19 protein-coding genes and 1 pseudogene are annotated in these 16,676 nt (G+C 65.7%); 6 read left to right on the top strand and 14 right to left on the bottom strand.

What is annotated here, in order from left to right:
• The 3 genes and pseudogenes from WBQ44_RS02980 to sigE form a co-directional block, all read right to left on the bottom strand.
• Positions 1-251 (bottom strand): annotated as a pseudogene (locus WBQ44_RS02980) (serine protease); the annotation flags it as partial.
• A gap of 76 nt (positions 252-327) precedes the next feature.
• Positions 328-678, bottom strand: a complete 351-nt coding sequence (locus tag WBQ44_RS02975; RefSeq protein WP_495565250.1) for a hypothetical protein — start codon at positions 676-678, stop codon at positions 328-330.
• 16 nt (positions 679-694) lie between these two features.
• Positions 695-1,315 carry an RNA polymerase sigma factor SigE gene (gene sigE / locus WBQ44_RS02970; RefSeq protein ID WP_495565252.1) on the bottom strand — a complete coding sequence of 207 codons (621 nt, stop codon included), beginning with the start codon at positions 1,313-1,315 and terminating at the stop codon, positions 695-697.
• A 242-nt stretch (positions 1,316-1,557) separates the two neighbouring features.
• On the opposite strand from sigE, the gene WBQ44_RS02965 reads away from it, so the two are divergent.
• Complete coding sequence (locus tag WBQ44_RS02965) at positions 1,558-2,190, top strand: O-methyltransferase (RefSeq protein ID WP_495565249.1); 633 nt, start codon at positions 1,558-1,560, stop codon at positions 2,188-2,190.
• Between the two features lies 1 nt (position 2,191).
• Here WBQ44_RS02965 and glgC read toward each other — a convergent pair whose 3' ends face one another.
• Positions 2,192-3,406, bottom strand: coding sequence for a glucose-1-phosphate adenylyltransferase (gene glgC, locus WBQ44_RS02960; RefSeq protein WP_495565248.1), 1,215 nt, complete (start codon positions 3,404-3,406; stop codon positions 2,192-2,194).
• Positions 3,407-3,482: 76 nt separating this feature from the next.
• On the opposite strand from glgC, the gene glgA reads away from it, so the two are divergent.
• Positions 3,483-4,670, top strand: a complete 1,188-nt coding sequence (gene glgA / locus WBQ44_RS02955; RefSeq protein WP_495565251.1) for a glycogen synthase — start codon at positions 3,483-3,485, stop codon at positions 4,668-4,670.
• On the opposite strand, the gene WBQ44_RS02950 is transcribed toward glgA, so the two are convergent.
• The 10 genes from WBQ44_RS02950 to dapE form a co-directional block, all read right to left on the bottom strand.
• Entirely contained in the window at positions 4,655-5,476 is an 822-nt protein-coding gene (locus WBQ44_RS02950) for a putative RNA methyltransferase (RefSeq protein WP_495565247.1), read from the bottom strand. The genes glgA and WBQ44_RS02950 overlap by 16 nt on opposite strands.
• 86 nt (positions 5,477-5,562) lie before the next feature.
• Entirely contained in the window at positions 5,563-5,730 is a 168-nt protein-coding gene (locus WBQ44_RS02945; protein ID WP_068369835.1) for a DUF3117 domain-containing protein, read from the bottom strand.
• A gap of 97 nt (positions 5,731-5,827) precedes the next feature.
• Positions 5,828-6,451 (bottom strand): DNA-3-methyladenine glycosylase I, encoded by a 624-nt coding sequence (locus WBQ44_RS02940; RefSeq protein WP_495565246.1) that lies wholly within the window; start codon positions 6,449-6,451, stop codon positions 5,828-5,830.
• Positions 6,448-6,735, bottom strand: coding sequence for a DivIVA domain-containing protein (locus tag WBQ44_RS02935; protein ID WP_495565245.1), 288 nt, complete (start codon positions 6,733-6,735; stop codon positions 6,448-6,450). The genes WBQ44_RS02940 and WBQ44_RS02935 overlap by 4 nt, the downstream gene beginning before the upstream one ends.
• A 25-nt stretch (positions 6,736-6,760) precedes the next feature.
• Entirely contained in the window at positions 6,761-7,693 is a 933-nt protein-coding gene (locus WBQ44_RS02930) for a glucosyl-3-phosphoglycerate synthase (protein ID WP_495565244.1), read from the bottom strand.
• Complete coding sequence (folP, locus tag WBQ44_RS02925; protein ID WP_495565243.1) at positions 7,690-8,550, bottom strand: dihydropteroate synthase; 861 nt, start codon at positions 8,548-8,550, stop codon at positions 7,690-7,692. The genes WBQ44_RS02930 and folP overlap by 4 nt, the downstream gene beginning before the upstream one ends.
• 14 nt (positions 8,551-8,564) lie before the next feature.
• A complete protein-coding gene (locus tag WBQ44_RS02920; protein ID WP_495565242.1) occupies positions 8,565-10,343 on the bottom strand; it encodes a long-chain-acyl-CoA synthetase in 1,779 nt (592 codons plus the stop codon).
• 34 nt (positions 10,344-10,377) lie between these two features.
• Positions 10,378-10,941: a cytokinin riboside 5'-monophosphate phosphoribohydrolase gene (gene log / locus WBQ44_RS02915; RefSeq protein WP_495565241.1), complete on the bottom strand. Its 564-nt coding sequence runs from the start codon at positions 10,939-10,941 to the stop codon at positions 10,378-10,380.
• The gene (locus WBQ44_RS02910) at positions 10,938-11,681 is read right to left on the bottom strand and encodes an LOG family protein (protein WP_495565240.1); all 744 of its coding nucleotides are present in this window, start codon (positions 11,679-11,681) and stop codon (positions 10,938-10,940) included. The genes log and WBQ44_RS02910 overlap by 4 nt, the downstream gene beginning before the upstream one ends.
• 16 nt (positions 11,682-11,697) lie before the next feature.
• Complete coding sequence (gene dapE / locus WBQ44_RS02905; protein ID WP_495565239.1) at positions 11,698-12,795, bottom strand: succinyl-diaminopimelate desuccinylase; 1,098 nt, start codon at positions 12,793-12,795, stop codon at positions 11,698-11,700.
• 66 nt (positions 12,796-12,861) lie between these two features.
• Here dapE and dapD point away from each other — a divergent pair, with 66 nt between their 5' ends.
• The 4 genes from dapD to WBQ44_RS02885 all read left to right on the top strand — a co-directional run.
• Positions 12,862-13,815, top strand: a complete 954-nt coding sequence (gene dapD, locus WBQ44_RS02900; protein WP_495565238.1) for a 2,3,4,5-tetrahydropyridine-2,6-dicarboxylate N-succinyltransferase — start codon at positions 12,862-12,864, stop codon at positions 13,813-13,815.
• A gap of 108 nt (positions 13,816-13,923) precedes the next feature.
• The gene (locus tag WBQ44_RS02895) at positions 13,924-14,589 is read left to right on the top strand and encodes a MinD/ParA family ATP-binding protein (RefSeq protein ID WP_495565237.1); all 666 of its coding nucleotides are present in this window, start codon (positions 13,924-13,926) and stop codon (positions 14,587-14,589) included.
• Positions 14,586-15,944: a cytochrome P450 gene (locus WBQ44_RS02890; protein ID WP_495565236.1), complete on the top strand. Its 1,359-nt coding sequence runs from the start codon at positions 14,586-14,588 to the stop codon at positions 15,942-15,944. Before WBQ44_RS02895 ends, WBQ44_RS02890 begins: the two co-directional genes overlap by 4 nt.
• Positions 15,941-16,676, top strand: a 736-nt coding sequence (locus WBQ44_RS02885) for a GAF domain-containing protein (protein ID WP_495565235.1), incomplete at its 3' end; no start/stop codon positions are given. The genes WBQ44_RS02890 and WBQ44_RS02885, both read left to right, overlap by 4 nt.

Genomic DNA, 16,676 nt, shown 5'->3' with positions numbered 1-16,676 from the left:
CGTTGAAGGGAGTCGACGGCGTCGGCGGGGCGACCGAACGCTTCGGCCAGCACCGGATCGGGCCGCCGGGAGACGATGTTCGGGGTCGGCGCCGAGCGAGATGCAGCGGGCGCGAACGATCCGGAGACATCGCCGGGACGCGAGAAAGCGGCCGTGGCGGCAGGGTCGACGGTGGGTCGGTACACCGGGCGCGGTGGCAGTCGCGGCGCGTCGGGATCCTGCGGTGTCTTCGAATTTACGGAAGTGCTCACGCGTTCCGATACCCCTCGCTCACGTCGATCACAGCAGCCAAAAGTCACACAGCGGCCAAGGTTACACAGCGAGAAATTACCGGCGGCGTTTGCGAAGTCCCACGACGGAGGTGACGATGACGCGTCGTCGACGCTCGACGTCGCTCTTGTTCTCGTCGCGGTTCCCGGAGGAGGGCTCACAGCTGGGGATTTGACTGAGCAGACCGATCAGCGAATGCGGCATCGACATCTCGCCCGAATCCTTGAGAGCGCTCCGCGCCTGCTGCTGCGCGTCCACCTCGGCTGCGCATTCGGGGCATTCGGCGATGTGCCGAGCGGCACGCAGATACGCCGTCATCCGGAGCTCACCGTCTGCGAATGCCGCAACTGCCTCGCTGGCCAGATGCTCCGTCGAGCTGAACCGCCGTGGCTCGTGCGCCTGCGCCATCCAACCCTCCTGGTAGCTACTGAACACGTGCGTGACCCGAGTCGACCTTCCCGCCTACTCGAAGGTACTCGCGAAGCGCGGCGCGTCCCCGGTGAATGCGGCTGCGAACCGTTCCGAGCTTGATTCCCAGTGTCGCACCGATCTCCTCGTACGACAGTCCTTCGATGTCGCACAGCACGATCGCCGCGCGAAACTCGGGCGCGAGCGAGTCGAGTGCCGACTGCAGATCGGGGTTCAGGCGCGCATCGTGGTAAATCTGCTCGGGGTTGGGCATCGGGGACGGAACGCGGTCGTAGTCCTCGGGCAACGCCTCCATGCGGATACGGCTGCGACGACGGACCATGTCGAGAAACAGGTTGGTGGTGATGCGGTGCAACCAGCCCTCGAAGGTTCCGGGCTGGTAGTTCGACAGCGAACGGAAGACGCGAATGAAGGTGTCCTGGGTCAGGTCCTCGGCATCCTGTGCATTGCCCGACAGCCGGTACGCGAGACGGTAGACGCGGTCGCCGTGCTCACGGACCAATTCGTCCCAGGACGGCATCGTTGCTTCTTCGCCGGTTGCGTCGAACACGGCGGTGCCGCTCACGTCTTCTGTTGCAGACATGGAGAGTTGAGCGGTGTCACGGTCTCCGTTGATCTTGTAGATGACTTGATCCTCCTGCTCAGGAACTTCTTCTCGCGGTTCCCGCTGTGGTGTTCAACCTGCGGCACCGCTCGAATGTTCCTTCGGTGGCCGCCTGGCGATCGTGCGGCCTGTAAGTACCTTCTCCCACCCGGGTGTGCCGACCATGTGAATAACCTGAGGCCCTGCTGATAAACCGAGCCCGTATCCACCGCGTCAGTCCGCGGGCCACACCATCGAGGCGATAACCTCGCTTCGTGCCGACAAACGCCGAGAAACTGCTTGCCTACGCCGAGGACTCCGCTCAGGAGGACGAGGTACTCGTATCGGCCCGTGAACGCGCCGAGGAATTGGGCGCAGCTCCCGTTCCGTCGTCCGTCGGCGCGGTCCTGAGCATCTTCACCCAGATGCTGGGCGCCAAAACCGTCGTCGAGATCGGCACGGGTGCGGGCATCAGCGGCCTGTGGCTACTCGACGGGATGCGAGACGACGGTGTGCTGACGACCATCGACACCGAACCCGAACATCAGCGCGCAGCCAAGGAGGCCTTCCGGGCGGGCGGAATTCCGCCGTCGCGGACTCGTCTGATCAACGGCTGGGCGCTCGACGTACTGCCCCGGCTCGCGGACGATACCTACGATCTGGTGTTCATCGACGCCAGCCCGGTCGATCACCTGCATTTCGTTCAGGAATCGGTGCGACTGCTGCGGCCGGGCGGAGTCCTGGTGCTGCACAACGCCCTGCTCGGTGGCCGGGTGCCCGATTCGGCTCAGCGCGACGCCACCACCGTCGCTGTTCGGGCAGCCGCCCGCGCCATCGCCGAGGACGAGCGGCTGACCACCGTGCTTCTCCCCCTCGGTGACGGCCTGATCTGCGCTTCGCGTAGCTGAGTCAGATCCAGACGCCCTTACCGACGGACACGACGCCGCCTGCGGACACGTTGAACCGCTCGCGGTCCCGTTCGAGGTCGACGCCGACGATTTCGCCGTCGCCGACGACCACGTTCTTGTCCAGGATCGCGCGACGCACCACGGCGCCCTTGCCGATACGCACACCGGGCATGATGACGCTGCCCTCGACGGTGGCGCCGGCGTCGATCATGACCGACGAGCTCACCACCGAGTTGCGCACCGTGGCGGCCGACAGGATCGATCCTGCACCCACGATCGATTCCTGGGCGAGGCCGCCCTGGACGAATTTGGCCGGCGCGAGGTTCTCTGCAGCGCCGCGGATGGGCCAGCGGCGGTTGTAGAGGTTGAAGATCGGGTGGACCGACACCAGGTCCATGTGTGCGTCGTAGAACGCGTCGATGGTTCCGACGTCGCGCCAGTATCCGCGGTCGCGTTCGGTGGCCCCGGGGACAACGTTGTCGTTGAAGTCGTACACCGACGCCACGCCCGCCGCGACGAGCGCGGGAATGATGTCCCCGCCCATGTCGTGATCGGAGTCGGTGTTCTGCGCGTCGGCCTTGATGGCGTCGACGAGCACCTTCGTCGTGAAGACGTAGTTGCCCATGGATGCGTAGGTGACGTCGGGGTCGTCGGGAGTTCCGGGCGGGTTGGCCGGCTTCTCCAGGAACTGGGTGATCTTGCCGGTGTCGTCGCTGTCGATGCAGCCGAACGCGAACGCCTCGCTACGAGGTACTCGGATACCGGCGACGGTGACGCCTGCGCCGGAGTCGATGTGCTGCTGCACCATCTGTTCCGGGTCCATGCGGTACACGTGGTCGGCGCCGAAGACCACGATGTACTCCGGGTCCTCGTCGTAGACGAGGTTGAGCGATTGGAAAATGGCATCCGCGCTTCCGGTGTACCACCGCGGACCGAGACGTTGCTGCGCCGGCACCGGGGTGATGTACTCCCCCGCGAATCCGGACAGACGCCAGGTCTGCGAGATGTGTCGGTCGAGCGAGTGCGACTTGTACTGGGTCAGCACGCAGAGCCGGAGGTAACCGGCGTTGACGAGATTGCTCAGAACGAAGTCGATCAATCGATACGCGCCGCCGAACGGGACGGCTGGTTTGGCTCGGTCCGCGGTCATCGGGTAAAGGCGCTTACCCTCACCGCCGGCAAGCACGATCCCTAGTACGTGCGGTTGTGTCCTCACGTTCCCAACCTATCCGCACCGGATGAACCTTGCTAGCAGTACACGCGTTTCGTCGGGGGAATGTAGGTTGACAGGTGTGCGCGTGGCGATGATGACGAGGGAATATCCACCCGAGGTGTACGGCGGAGCAGGGGTGCACGTCACCGAGCTTGCAGCACAGTTGAAAGCACTGTGCGAGGTCGACATCCACTGTATGGGTGCGCCTCGCGACACAGCTCAGGTGCACGATCCCGATCCGGCACTGCGTGGTGCGAACGCCGCGTTGACGACGCTGTCCGCGGAGTTGCGGATGGCGAATGCCGCGGCCGGTGCCGACGTGGTGCACTCGCACACCTGGTACACCGGGCTCGCCGGGCATCTGGCGGCCGAACTGTACGGGGTCCCGCACATTTTGACGGCGCACTCGCTCGAGCCGCGACGACCGTGGAAGGCCGAGCAGTTGGGCGGCGGCTACCGCATCTCGTCGTGGTCGGAGAAGAACGCCGTCGAGTACGCCGATGCGGTCATCGCTGTCAGCGAGGGCATGGCCAAGGACGTGCTCGACGCCTACCCACGCCTCGACCCCAACCGAGTTCACGTGGTGCGCAACGGGATCGATACCACCAATTGGCATGCGGGTCCCGCGGCCGACTCGTCGGATTCGGCACTCGACTCCATCGCGGTCGACCCGAACTCGCCGATGGTCGCGTTCGTCGGCCGAATTACCCGGCAGAAGGGTGTCGGTCACCTCATCGCTGCCGCACACCGTTTCGATCCGTCGATCCAGCTCGTGCTGTGCGCGGGCGCGCCCGACACACCGGAGATCGCCGCTGAAACGGAGCGTGCGGTCGAAGAATTGCAGCGCACCCGCGGTGGTGTCTTCTGGGTCCGCGACATGCTTCCCACCGAGAAGATCCGCGAAATCCTCTCGGCTGCCCGGGTATTCGTGTGCCCGTCCGTGTACGAGCCGCTCGGCATCGTCAATCTCGAGGCAATGGCGGCCGAAACCGCGGTGGTCGCATCCGACGTCGGCGGCATTCCCGAGGTCGTCGACGAGGGTGTCACCGGTCGGCTGGTGCACTACGACGCCGCCCAACCGGAGGCATTCGAGCAGGCGTTGGCCGACACCGTCAACGAGGTGGCCCTCGATCCGGCCACCGCGACCGCGATGGGTCAGGCCGGTCGGGCACGGGCCGTCGCGGAGTTCTCCTGGGCAGCCATCGCCCAGCAGACCCTCGAGGTGTACCGGGCAGCGCTCGCGGTGCGGGCTCAGCGCACCGCGTAGGTTCCGACGGTCACCGAGAGCGTCACGTCGACACGCTCGGGCAGTCGAGCGATCGCTTCGGTGCGCGAGGTATCGGTGGTGTGACGCGCCGAGGGGCCCATCGACACCAGGGATGCGACGTCGGAATGCGTCAACGACATGCGATGTTCGACGCTCGTACGGTCGACCTGTCCGAAACGACCGGACAGTGTGTCGCCGAGCCGGCGAGCCTTGTCCTCGTCGACTCCGATGAGTCCCAGGGCACCGATGAGCTCCTGCTGATGTCGCTCGGTCGGTGTGACCACCACGAGAATCCCGTCCGGCCCCAGTACCCGCCGCAGTTCGACGGCGTTGCGCGGCGAGAACACACACGTCGCCGCACCGATCGACGCCGAGCGCACCGGCAGACCGTGCCACACGTCGGCCACCACGGAGCCGATTCGCGGGTGTGCGCGCGCGATTCGCCTGGCCGCCGCCTTGGACACGTCGACGCCGATACCGCGGCCACCGGTCGCGTCGAGAACCCCCGACAGGTAGTGGCCACTGCCCGCACCCACCTCGAGGACGGTCTCGCGTCCACCGACCGCAGCCACGACGGCGTCGGCGATCGGATCGAAGTGGCCGCCCGCCAAGAACTCGGCGCGCGCAGCGATCATGTCGGCCGAGTCTCCGGTGATCTTGCCGGCGCTACCCGGTAGCAGGCTCACGTATCCCTGCCTCGCGACGTCGAAACTATGGCCGCGGTCGCACAGCATCGTCGTGTCCGCCATATCGAGATCCGCGCCGCAGTGCGGGCAGATCAACAGATCGACGACGTCAGCAAGCATCGGCGGCACCCACCACTGGACTGAACACCACAAAGCCCCGCCTGCCGGTGAGGCAAGCGGGGCCGGGCACAGAAACAAACGAGCAGTTAACCGGTGACGCCCTTCAACTCTTCACCGAGTGCAGCTGCCTCGTCAGGCGTGAGTTCGACGACAAGTCGCCCACCGCCTTCCAGCGGCACTCTCATGACGATCCCTCGTCCCTCTTTGGTTGCTTCGAGGGGACCGTCCCCGGTCCGGGGCTTCATCGCCGCCATCCTCTGCTCCCTCCACATCTGCGCCACCCAGCTCAGCGCCTCGGCCAAAAAAGTTCTCTCGCCGTGGGCGAGAAAGGTTCTTGGGTCCTATTCTTCCCTATCGAGGCCGATACCGGGAATTGGAGTCTGTATCGGCGACCTCCACCCAACATCCCGCCAGGTGATCGTCGACCATTCCGGTGGCCTGCATCAACGCGTATGCCGTGGTGGGGCCGACGAACCGGAACCCCCGGCGTTTGAGTTCCTTGGCCATGGCCACGGACTCGGGCGTGGCCCCTGGCACGTCGGAGAACTCGACGAGACGCTGGGCGCGGGGTTGCGGCGCGAACGACCAGAGCAGAGTGTCGAGGTCGGTCCCGGTCAGATCCAGGATGGCACGCGCATTGCCGATGGCAGCGTCGATCTTCGCTCGATTGCGAACGATGGACGCATCACTCATCAGTCGCTCGACGTCCGAAGCAGCGAAGCCGGCGACCTTCTCGGGGTCGAACCCGGCGAACGCAGCCCGGAAGTTATCGCGTTTGCGCAGGATCGTGATCCACGAGAGACCCGACTGGAACGCCTCGAGGCACAGCCGTTCGTAGAGCTCGTCGCGGCCGTGGCGGGGTTGCCCCCACTCGGTGTCGTGATAGCTGCGGTAGAGCTCGTCGGTGCCCGCACCCGAGTTACCTGCTCCCCACGGACAGCGCAGTTTGCCGTCGGGCCCGGCAATCGCCGTCACTGTTCCTCGTCTGCGGCCAGGCGTGACCTGAGCAGATCGATTTCGGCACCCAGTCGGTCCAGTGCCCAGTCGACTTCGCTCGGCTGATAACCCCGCAGCGTCTGCTGGAATTTCAGCGCTCGTACGTCGTCGCCCGTGACCCCTTCCGCGGGCAGAACCGTTGCGGTCGTGCCTTCGGGAAGGGGTTCGAGCTCCTCACCCCGCCCGAAGACGGCGCTCGCGACGAAGAAGAGCACGGCAGCGACAACGGCGATGATGACGACGTAGAGCAGGAGCGTCAGCATCGCACGATGTTCTCACGCCGCAGGCTCACCCGCGCAAGGTGTCCACCGCCGGGCGATCGGCCAACGAAACTTCCGTGGCGAACGGAACGAACGAGTCGCCGTCGAGCCTGAACTGCAGCAGCCCTGCGCCCGAATCGACCATCCCGCACCGGTTCAGCATGGTGCCGACGATTTGACGACTCATCGCGCCGAGCTCGGAGAGCGGCCGATTTCGGTGTTTGCGTACTCCGAGGTTGACCTGGCCGATGGCGCCGAGGCCGAGCCTGTCGTAGGTGTCGAGCAACAGACCGATCTCCACCCCGTATCCGGGCGCGAACGGCACTGACGACAGCAGTTCACGGGTGCCCGCATACTCACCGCCGAGGGGCTGGATGACGCCGGTCAGTTCGGGTCGCATGGCCGCGAGCATCGGCCGTGCGACGAGCTCGGTGACCCGGCCGCCGCCGTTCACGTCCTCGGTGCCGCTCGTTCGCAACGGGCGACGGTAGAAGCCCTTGACCAGATGAATACCGTCGCCCATCAGCAGCGGGCCGAGGAGCTTGGGGACGAATGCCGGGTCGGGGTTGATCAGGTCCGAATCGACGAACGCGATGAGGTCACCCGTCGACGCCGCCACTGCACGCCAGAGCACCTCCCCCTTGCCCGCCACGGGGTCGAGGCCGGGTATCGCTTCCTCCCGGCTGATGACGCGTGCGCCGGCGGCAGCGGCGCGCTCGGCCGTGGCGTCGGTCGACCCGGAATCGAGCACGATCAGTTCGTCGACGAGGTTGCCCAGTAATGGATGGATGGTCGCCACAACCGCGGCGACGGTTTCTTCTTCGTCGAGCGCGGGCAGGACGACGGACACCGTCCGCCCTGCCTTGGCCGCAACGAGCTCGTCGAGCGTCCATATCGGCTCGTCCCAGCTGTTGGTCTCGGCCCAGGATTTCGACACGATGGTCGGATCTGCGAGTGTCATGCGAGCCCCCTGGTCGTCCGTACGGGAACCGACTTACCCTGTATCGCCGCAACCATGTCTACGACTCTTCTGGTCGACGCCACCTCGTGCACCCGGAACATCCGAGCACCCCCTGCTGCGGCCAATGCTGTCGCTGCCAATGTTCCCTCCAACCGGTCGGCGAGTTCCACTCCCAGAGTCTCCCCGATGAAGTCCTTGTTGCTCAGCGCCATCAGCACTGGCCACCCGGTGTTTACAAGAACGTCCACGCACCGCAACAACTCGAGCCCGTGATAGGTGTTTTTCCCGAAATCGTGCGTCGGATCGATGAGAATCGAGTCGGCCCGCACGCCTGCCGCAACGGCCTTCTCGGCGGCCGTGGTCACCTCGGCGACCACATCGGCGACGACATCGGTGTACCGAACTCGATGCGGCCGGGTGCGCGGCGTCGCACCTCCGGTATGCGAGCAGACGATGCCGACACCGTGTTCGGCGGCAACCCCGACGAGATCCGGGTCGGCACCGGCCCACGTGTCGTTGATCATGTCGGCGCCGACTGCGCACGCCAGCCGGGCCACCTCGCTGCGCCACGTGTCGACGCTGATCAACAGATCGGGGTACTCGCTGCGAATTGCCTCGACGAACGGGACGACGCGCCGGGTCTCCTCGGCGGCGTCTACGAGGACCCCCGGGCCTGCCTTGACGCCGCCGATGTCGACCATGTCTGCACCCTCTGCGACGGCACGGTGAACCGACGCCATCGCGGCAGCGTCGGCGAAGTTGGCACCGGAGTCGTAGAACGAATCGGGAGTGCGGTTGACGATCGCCATCACGAGGGCGCGATCGTCTGCCACCGGCCTGCCGCAGAGAGTGCTCATCCATTCATGATGGCCTACTTGCTGCTGGGTGCCTTCCCAGCTGCGACTTCGTCCACGTAGCCGTCGTACGCCTTGTCGTATCCGCCGGACTTGCCGCGCAGCACGTAGAGCTCGCTCTCGGGGTCGTCGCCGTAGCCCAGCTTGCGCAGCGCCACCTTCTGGCTCTTGAACGTCGACGTCTGCTCGAGACTGTCGACGACGCGCACGAACAGCGGCACCGCGTAGCTGGGGAGCTTGTCATAGAGGTGATCCGCGAGGGCCTTGCCGTCGAACGATTCACCGTCGCGCAGCGTCACCGCAGCCATGCCGGCCTTACCGTCGGTGCCGTCGATGTCGACGCCATAGACCACGGCGCCATCGATGGACGGGTGGCCGCCGAGCGCGCCTTCCACCTGGGTCGTCGCAACGTTCTCGCCCTTCCACCGGAAGGTGTCGCCGAGTCGGTCGACGAAGGCGACGTGCAACCATCCCTGCTTGCGGACGAGGTCGCCCGTGTCGAACCACGCGTCGCCGTCCTTGAAGCCGTCGCGAACGAGCTTCTTCTCGGTGGCGTCGTCGTCGGAGTAGCCGTCGAATGGAGCGCGGTCGGTAATCTTCGACAGCAGCAGGCCCACATCGCCCGCGCCGACCCGCCGAAGCTTGCCGTCCTTGCCGCGCTTGGCCTTGCCGCTTTCGTCGTCGTACTCGACGACCGCGTACGGCAGTGGGCACACACCGGCGGTCTTCTTCATGTTCAGTGCGTTGATGAACGCGATGTTGCACTCGCTGGCGCCGTAGAACTCGGCGACGCGGTCGATCCCGAAACGCTCGGTGAACTCGTCCCAGATCTCAGGCCGGAGCCCGTTGCCGACGACCAGTCGGATCGTGTTGTCGCGATCCGTATCCTTCTTCGGCTGTGTGAGCAGGTACCTGCACAGCTCACCGATGTAGGTGAACGCGGTGGCCTCGTTGACGGCCACGTCGTCCCAGAACTTGCTGACCGAGAACTGCTTGCCGATGGCCATCGTGGCGCCGCCTGCGAGCACGGAGGACAGCGTGACCGTCAGGGCGTTGTTGTGATAGAGCGGCAGGCAGCAATAGATGACGTCGTTGCCGCGAAGCCGGACGCCCATGCTGCCCAGCCCGGACATCGACTTGAGCCAACGGAAGTGGCTCATCAGACTGGCCTTGGGCATGCCGGTGGTGCCCGAGGTGAAGATGTAGAACGCCTTCTCCTTGGCCTGGATCTCGGCGGTGACCGACGGGTTCTCGGTGCCCGCTCCGGCTGCGCGCTCGGTGAGCTCGGTGATCGGCAGCACCGACCCGGCCTGAGGCGGGCCGTCGAGCGAGTCGATGGCTTCCTGGGCATCTTCGTCGAGCACCAGCACGGCTGCGTCGAGGATTCCGAGGCTGTGCTCGAGCACGTCGCCGCGCTGGTTGTAGTTGAGCATTCCGGCCGTGGCGCCGAGTTTGACCGCGGCGAGAGCGGCGAACAGTGCCTCGGGGCGGTTCTTGCTCAGTACGCCGACGACGTCTCCGCGGCGGACTCCGAGATCGGTGAACACGGCGGCGTACTGGTTGACGAGTGCATTCGCGTCGGCGTACGAGGTGGACTTGCCCTCGAACCGGATGAAGGGGTGACTGCCCCGCCTGGCTGCGGTGTCTTGAAACACTTTGCCGATCGATGCCTTGTGGTACGGCTTCCGAGTGAATCCCGCGACGCCCCTGAGAAGACTGGGCACCTCCGTCACCATTTTCGGCAGCGCGACCGCAAGGTCACTGACACCGATCTTTTGACGGGCATCGACAACCATGAGCTCCCCTTTGCGCGATGTGAGATTAGTTACCCTACTCCAGAGTAACCTCTGACCCGTTGGATGCGGAACATGCGTCGAGCGCTGCACCCACCGTAGCCGTTCTGACCAGTCGATCGAGGGCCCTCTGCTGCACGAATCCGGTGGGGGCGAGGCCGTCGATCCAGGCGAAGAGTCCGTCGTAGTGCCCGGCAGGATCGAGCATCACCACCGGCTTGGAGTGCATCCCGAGATAGCCGGCGGTCCACGTCTCGAACAGCTCCTCGAGGGTGCCGATGCCACCGGGCAGCGTGATGAACGCGTCCGCGCGATCCTCCATGATCTTCTTCCGCTCACGCATGGTGTCGGTGACGATCAACTCGTCCGCGTCGACGTCGGCGACCTCGCGGTGGACGAGTGCCTTCGGAATGACTCCGATGGTGAATGCCCCGGCGGCGCGCGCGGATTCCGCGACGGCGCCCATCATCGAGACGTTGCCGCCGCCCGAGACCAACTGCCACCCCCGTCGACCGATCTCGGTGCCGAGTTCGCGGGCAAGTTCGATGAACGAATCGTCGACCGGGCCGGACGCACAGTAGACGCAGACGCTACGACTCACGAATTTTCTCCTGTTGTTTCCAGCACGATGCGCACGGCTTCGTCCACGCTGTCGGTGCAGTGGATCAGTTCGAGATCCGCCGGCGACACCTTGCCCTGCGCCACCAAGGTGTTCTTGATCCAGTCGAGCAGCCCCGACCAGTACTCGGTGCCCAGAAGAATGATCGGGAACCGGGTGACCTTGCCCGTCTGCACCAGGGTGAGCGCCTCGAACAGTTCGTCGAGGGTGCCGAAACCGCCCGGCAGACATACGAACGCCTGTGAGTATTTGACGAACATCGTCTTGCGAACGAAGAAGTAGCGGAAGTTCATGCCAAGGTCGACCCACTCGTTCAGACCCTGCTCGAACGGTAGCTCGATGCCGAGGCCGATCGAGTAACCGTCGGCTTCGCACGCCCCGCGGTTGGCGCCCTCCATGACACCCGGTCCGCCGCCGGTGATGACTGCGAATCCGCTTTCCGCAAGGGCTCTTCCGAGTGCCCGGGCACGGTCGTACTCCACGTGATCGTTCGGCGTGCGGGCCGACCCGAACACCGTGACCGCCTTGGGTACCTCCGCCAGCGCGCCGAAGCCCTCGACGAATTCGCTCTGAATACGCAGAACGCGCCAGGTGTCGGTGTGAATCCAGTTGCCGGGACCTCGCTGGTCGAGCAACCGCTGATCGGAGGTGGACGTTTCGGAGTTGCGTCCGCGGCGCAGAACCACCGGGCCCTTGTGCTTGGGTGCCTTGTCGTCTTCCATACCGGCAGGCTATCGGCTACGGATTGGCAAGATATCCCCGAAGCACGCGGGCGACGGTCGTGATCTGCTCGGTGGGAACGCGCTCGTCCCGCTTGTGTGCGAGATTCGGGTCTCCGGGACCGTAGTTGACGGCGGGGATACCGAGCGCCGAGAAGCGCGAGACGTCCGTCCAGCCGTACTTGGCGCGGAAGTTGCCGCCGGCGGCCTCGATCAGCGCAGCCGCAGCGGGAGCGCCGAGCCCCGGCAACGCGCCGGCCGAGGAGTCCGTAACCTCGAAACCGAGATTTAACCCGTCGACGACGTCCCGTACGTGCGCAACCGCCTCCTCGACGCTGCGGTCCGGCGCGAACCGAAAGTTCACGTCGAGTTCGGCAGCATCGGGAACGACGTTTCCGGCGACGCCGCCTGCGATCCGGACCGCTTGCAGCCCTTCCCGATAGACGCAGCCATCGATGTCGACCTGCCGCGCGTCGTAGGCGGCCAAACGATTGAGCACAGCACCGAACTTGTGAATCGCGTTGTCGCCGAGCCACGATCGAGCGCTGTGTGCTCTCGTGCCACTCGCCTTCAGGCGCACCCGCAGGGTTCCCTGGCAGCCGGCTTCGATGAACCCACCCGTCGGCTCCCCCAGGATCGCCACGTCGGCCTGCAACCATTCGGGGAGCTCGCGTTCGATCCGGCCGAGCCCGTTCTTCGACGCCTCGATCTCCTCGCAGTCGTAGAAGACCAGGGTGATGTCGTGCTTCGGGTCGGCGATCGTCGCCGCCAGATGTAGGAACACGGCGTCGCCGGACTTCATGTCGACGGTTCCGCAGCCATGGATGACGTCGCCTTCGGCGCCGTCACGCTCGCGGCGGCTCGGCACGTTGTCGGCAATCGGAACGGTGTCGAGATGACCGGCGAGCACGACGCGGCTCGGCAGTCCGCGATCGGTGCGCGCGAGCACCGCGTTGCCGTTGCGGACGATCTCGAATCCGGTGGTCTGTTCGCGCAGCGCAGCCTCCACCGCGTCGGCGACGACGCCCTCGTCCTCCGAGACGCTGGGGATGTCGACGAGCGCCGCGGTCAGGTCGATGGGGTCGGCATGCAGATCGAGCGGGGGGTACGAACTCACGCGGTCACTGTAATTGCCCAACACTGCCTTTCTCGCACACCGCGCCGACCCGTATTCTCGACACCCGTGAGCGCACAGGGAGCATCAGCAGTCGGAATTGCCAACATCACCACCAGCGGAGTCGTCCTCGACACCTGGTACCCGAGCCCCGAGCTCGGCGAATACGCCGAAGCCGGAACCACTCGCCTGACCGGCGATGACATCCCCGCCGAGTTCGCGGACCTCGTCGGACCGGACGCCGCTCGCGGCGTCGACGTCGTCGCCGTGCGCACCACCATCTCCTCCATCGACGACGCACCCACGGACGCACACGATTGCTACCTGCGTCTGCAGCTGCTATCCCACCGACTGGTCACGCCGCACGGGGTCAACCTCGACGGCCAGTTCGGCTTCCTCGCCAACGTCGTCTGGACCAACCACGGGCCCGCCGCCGTCGACGGATTCGAGACCGTCCGGGCCCGGCTGCGCGCCCGCGGACCCGTCACCGTCTACAGCATCGACAAGTTCCCCCGCATGGTCGACTACGTCGCTCCGTCCGGCGTCCGCGTCGCCGACGCCGACCGCGTGCGACTCGGCGCCCACCTGGCAAGCGGCACCACTGTCATGCACGAGGGGTTCGTCAACTTCAACGCCGGAACCCTCGGCAACTCGATGGTCGAGGGACGCATCTCCGCCGGTGTCGTCGTCGGTGACGGCTCCGACGTCGGGGGCGGCGCCTCGATCATGGGCACGCTGTCCGGTGGCGGCAAGAACGTCATCTCGGTCGGCGAACGCTGCCTGCTCGGCGCCAATTCCGGCCTGGGTATCTCGCTCGGCGACGACTGCGTCGTCGAGGCGGGCCTGTACATCACCGCGGGCACCAAGGTCACCGGCCCGGACGGAACTGTCGTCAAGGCTGCATCGCTCAGCGGCAACAGCAACCTGCTCTTCCGTCGCAACTCGGTATCGGGCGCCGTCGAGGTGGTGCCGTGGAAGGGCACCGGCGTCGAACTCAACGCGGCACTGCACGCGAACGACTGACACCCGGCTTTATACTTTTCACGCGCTCTCGTAAGAGAGTTTCCCGTGTCTGAACACTCGGCCCGGACGCAGAGCATCACGGCTGTTGTCATGGGGCGAGGACGAACGATGAGCACCATTCTGGTTATCGGTGCGGGCGGCGGGACCGCCGCCACCACCACTGCTGTGGGATTGGGCGACGCGTGTGCGCGTGACGGACGCACAGCGGTCGTCGCAGACGCGACCGTCGGAGGCGGGGACCTCGCCGAGAGGGCCGGGGACCGCGGCATTCCCGTGGTGGACAGGCCTGCGACCGAGACGGCCGAGCCGGATTACGAACGGCTCGACTGGTACCTGCGACACCGCACGGACGTCGTGCTCTACGACCTCGGCCACCGTGCCCTCGGTAGAGAACGTGCGCGGCCTCTGCGGAGCGAACCTTCGGCGTCCATCGTCCTCACCGTCTGCGCACGTCCCGACGCCGTTGCGCGAACGCGGTCTGCGCTGCGGACCATCTCGTTCGACATCGGCGAACGGGCGCTGCGCAGAACGCAGGTCGTGCTCTCGCACCTCGTTCCGGGCTCGAAAGGTTTCGACTTCGCCGAGCTCGAGGACGCCGTCTTCGGACGCGTCGCCGGTGTTCACGAGATCGCATTCGACCCCCACCTCGGCGACGGCGACACCATCGCGGCGGCGCAACTCGCGCCGAGCACGGCAGCGGTGTACCGCCGAATCCTCGACACGAGGATCCATCGAGCGTCGGGCACACTCTCGTCCGGCACAATGTCGGCGTGAACATTCCGACACCCCGTTTCCGGCTGCCCGTTCTCGGCGACGTTCTGAGTATCGACGCAGACAAGCCGACCCAGCGGGAGCTTCGGATGGCCGCCGAGCTGGGGCCGATCTTCGAACGCAAGATCCTCCAGCATCGTCTGTTGGTGGTCAGTGGGTCCGAACTCGTCGCAGAACTCAACGACGAAAAGCGCTTTGCCAAGTTCCTCGCGCTGCCGCACCGTAAACTCCGCGCCCTGGGCGGCGACGGCCTGTTCACGGCGTTCAATTCCGAACCCAACTGGGGCGCAGCCCATCGCATTCTGATGCCCGGGTTCAGCCGTGAGGCGATGCGGCGCTATCACCGGGTGATGACGGTTGTCGCAGGAGAACTCGTCGAGCACTGGCAGGCTCGGGTCGGCACCGAAGTCGACGTCACCGTCGACCTCAACAAGCTGACGCTCGAGAACATGGCACGTGCCGGGTTCGGTTACAGCTTCGACTCTTTCGGCCGCGACGACGACGCTTTCGTCGACGCGATCGTGTCCATCCTCGGCCACGTAAACCGCACATCCAACGACATGCCCCTCACCCGCTTCTTTCGCAGGGGCGAAAGCAAACGAAACGACGAGAACATCGCGTACGTCCATTCGGTCGTCGACGACGTCATCGACAAGCGACGCCAGGACGACGCCGCTCGGCACGACGACCTGCTCGACTTGATGCTGCACACACCGGACCCCGAGACGGGTGAGCTGCTCGACCGCGTGAACATCAGGCATCAGGTGCTGACCTTCCTCGTCGCGGGAAACGAAACCACCGCAGGCACGTTGGCGTTCGCGCTCTATTTTCTGGCGACCCACCCGCAGGTGTCGCAACGTGCGCGCGAGGAGGTCGACGCTCGGTCGGCTCCCCACCGGGACGTTGCCTACGACGATGTCGCCGAACTGCACTACCTACGCAGCGTCGTCGACGAGACGCTGCGTCTGTGGCCGTCGGCCCCGGGTTATTTCAGGAAGGCGCGGGCGGACACGTCCCTAGGATCGGGTAAGTACCCGTTGAAAGCCGGTGAGTGGGCTTTCGTGCTGACCCTCGGACTGCACCGCGACCCGGTGTGGGGGCCCGACCCCGAGAAGTTCGACCCCGACCGATTTTCGGCCGATCGGGCGCGGTCGCGGCCGGCGCAAGCGTACCGTCCGTTCGGAACGGGTATGCGCGGGTGCATCGGAAGGCAATTCGCGCTGCACGAGACGGTGGCCACGCTCGCAACGTTGCTGCGAGCGTTCGAGTTCGAGCTGGTGGAGGGATACGAATTGGATGTCCAAGAGTCGTTGACGCTGAAGCCTCGAAATCTACGCATGAAGATCCGGCTACGATGACGGCATTCGATCCGCACTGGACGCTCATCGAGACGATGAATTCAGGGCCCGGAGATCAGGGCCTGCTCACCATCGTCGCGAAGGGTGGTCGTCCCTCCAGTTTTTCGGAAACACTGTCATTGCAACGACTTTCCCCGGATCCGCGGTTCGCGGTCGAGCCTTTCCTGCGACGGGCGCTCGATGCGCCCGGCAGGTACGAAGAGTTCTTCGAGCTCCGACGACGCGGTGACCTCTCGGTGAATTGTCGAGTTCTGACGCACCCCGTCGTCGGACCAACCGGAGCCGTTCACGCGCTGCAACTGTGGATCGGCCCCGAGGACGTCGACCCGGGTCCGCCGCGGATCGCGTCGGGCGTCAGTTGGTTGCTCGAGCGAGGCGTCATCGCGCAGACCCTCGAAGCGTCCATGATGTCCGGTGTTGAGCCCGAAGCCCATGTGCCGGAACGCACCCCCGCCGAGTACTACGCCAAGTCCATTCGCTTCGACGACACGGCCGGGCTCTTCTCGCTGTGCCTCGCGCCGGTCGCCGGTGGGACCTGGGAGGGGTCTTTCAGCGTGCTGCACGCCGACGGGAGGGTGATGCGCTGGCACTGCCACGCTCGCGCGTGCACTCGGCCCGGCGAGGTCGGGGTGCGGGTGCTGTGGCACGACGTCACCGACACCATCGCCCCGGACAAACCCATACTCGACGTCGTCGCACGCCAGCGCGGCATGGAGGCACTCGGCATCTACC

This window comes from Rhodococcus sp. (in: high G+C Gram-positive bacteria), assembly GCF_049591685.1.
Lineage (GTDB): Bacteria > Actinomycetota > Actinomycetes > Mycobacteriales > Mycobacteriaceae > Rhodococcoides.
This window is presented reverse-complemented; position numbering and strand designations above follow the sequence as displayed.

What these genes read in the sequence shown, in the direction of transcription:
- WBQ44_RS02975 (WP_495565250.1), bottom strand. Translation starts at nt 678, where the DNA reads ATGGCGCAGGCGCACGAGCCACGGCGGTTCAGCTCGACGGAGCATCTG.
- WBQ44_RS02950 (WP_495565247.1), bottom strand. Translation starts at nt 5,476, where the DNA reads ATGCTTGCTGACGTCGTCGATCTGTTGATCTGCCCGCACTGCGGCGCG.
- WBQ44_RS02945 (WP_068369835.1), bottom strand. Translation starts at nt 5,730, where the DNA reads ATGGCGGCGATGAAGCCCCGGACCGGGGACGGTCCCCTCGAAGCAACC.
- WBQ44_RS02935 (WP_495565245.1), bottom strand. Translation starts at nt 6,735, where the DNA reads ATGCTGACGCTCCTGCTCTACGTCGTCATCATCGCCGTTGTCGCTGCC.
- WBQ44_RS02930 (WP_495565244.1), bottom strand. Translation starts at nt 7,693, where the DNA reads ATGACACTCGCAGATCCGACCATCGTGTCGAAATCCTGGGCCGAGACC.
- folP (WP_495565243.1), bottom strand. Translation starts at nt 8,550, where the DNA reads ATGAGCACTCTCTGCGGCAGGCCGGTGGCAGACGATCGCGCCCTCGTG.
- WBQ44_RS02920 (WP_495565242.1), bottom strand. Translation starts at nt 10,343, where the DNA reads ATGGTTGTCGATGCCCGTCAAAAGATCGGTGTCAGTGACCTTGCGGTC.
- WBQ44_RS02910 (WP_495565240.1), bottom strand. Translation starts at nt 11,681, where the DNA reads ATGGAAGACGACAAGGCACCCAAGCACAAGGGCCCGGTGGTTCTGCGC.
- WBQ44_RS02895 (WP_495565237.1), top strand. Translation starts at nt 13,924, where the DNA reads ATGAGCACCATTCTGGTTATCGGTGCGGGCGGCGGGACCGCCGCCACC.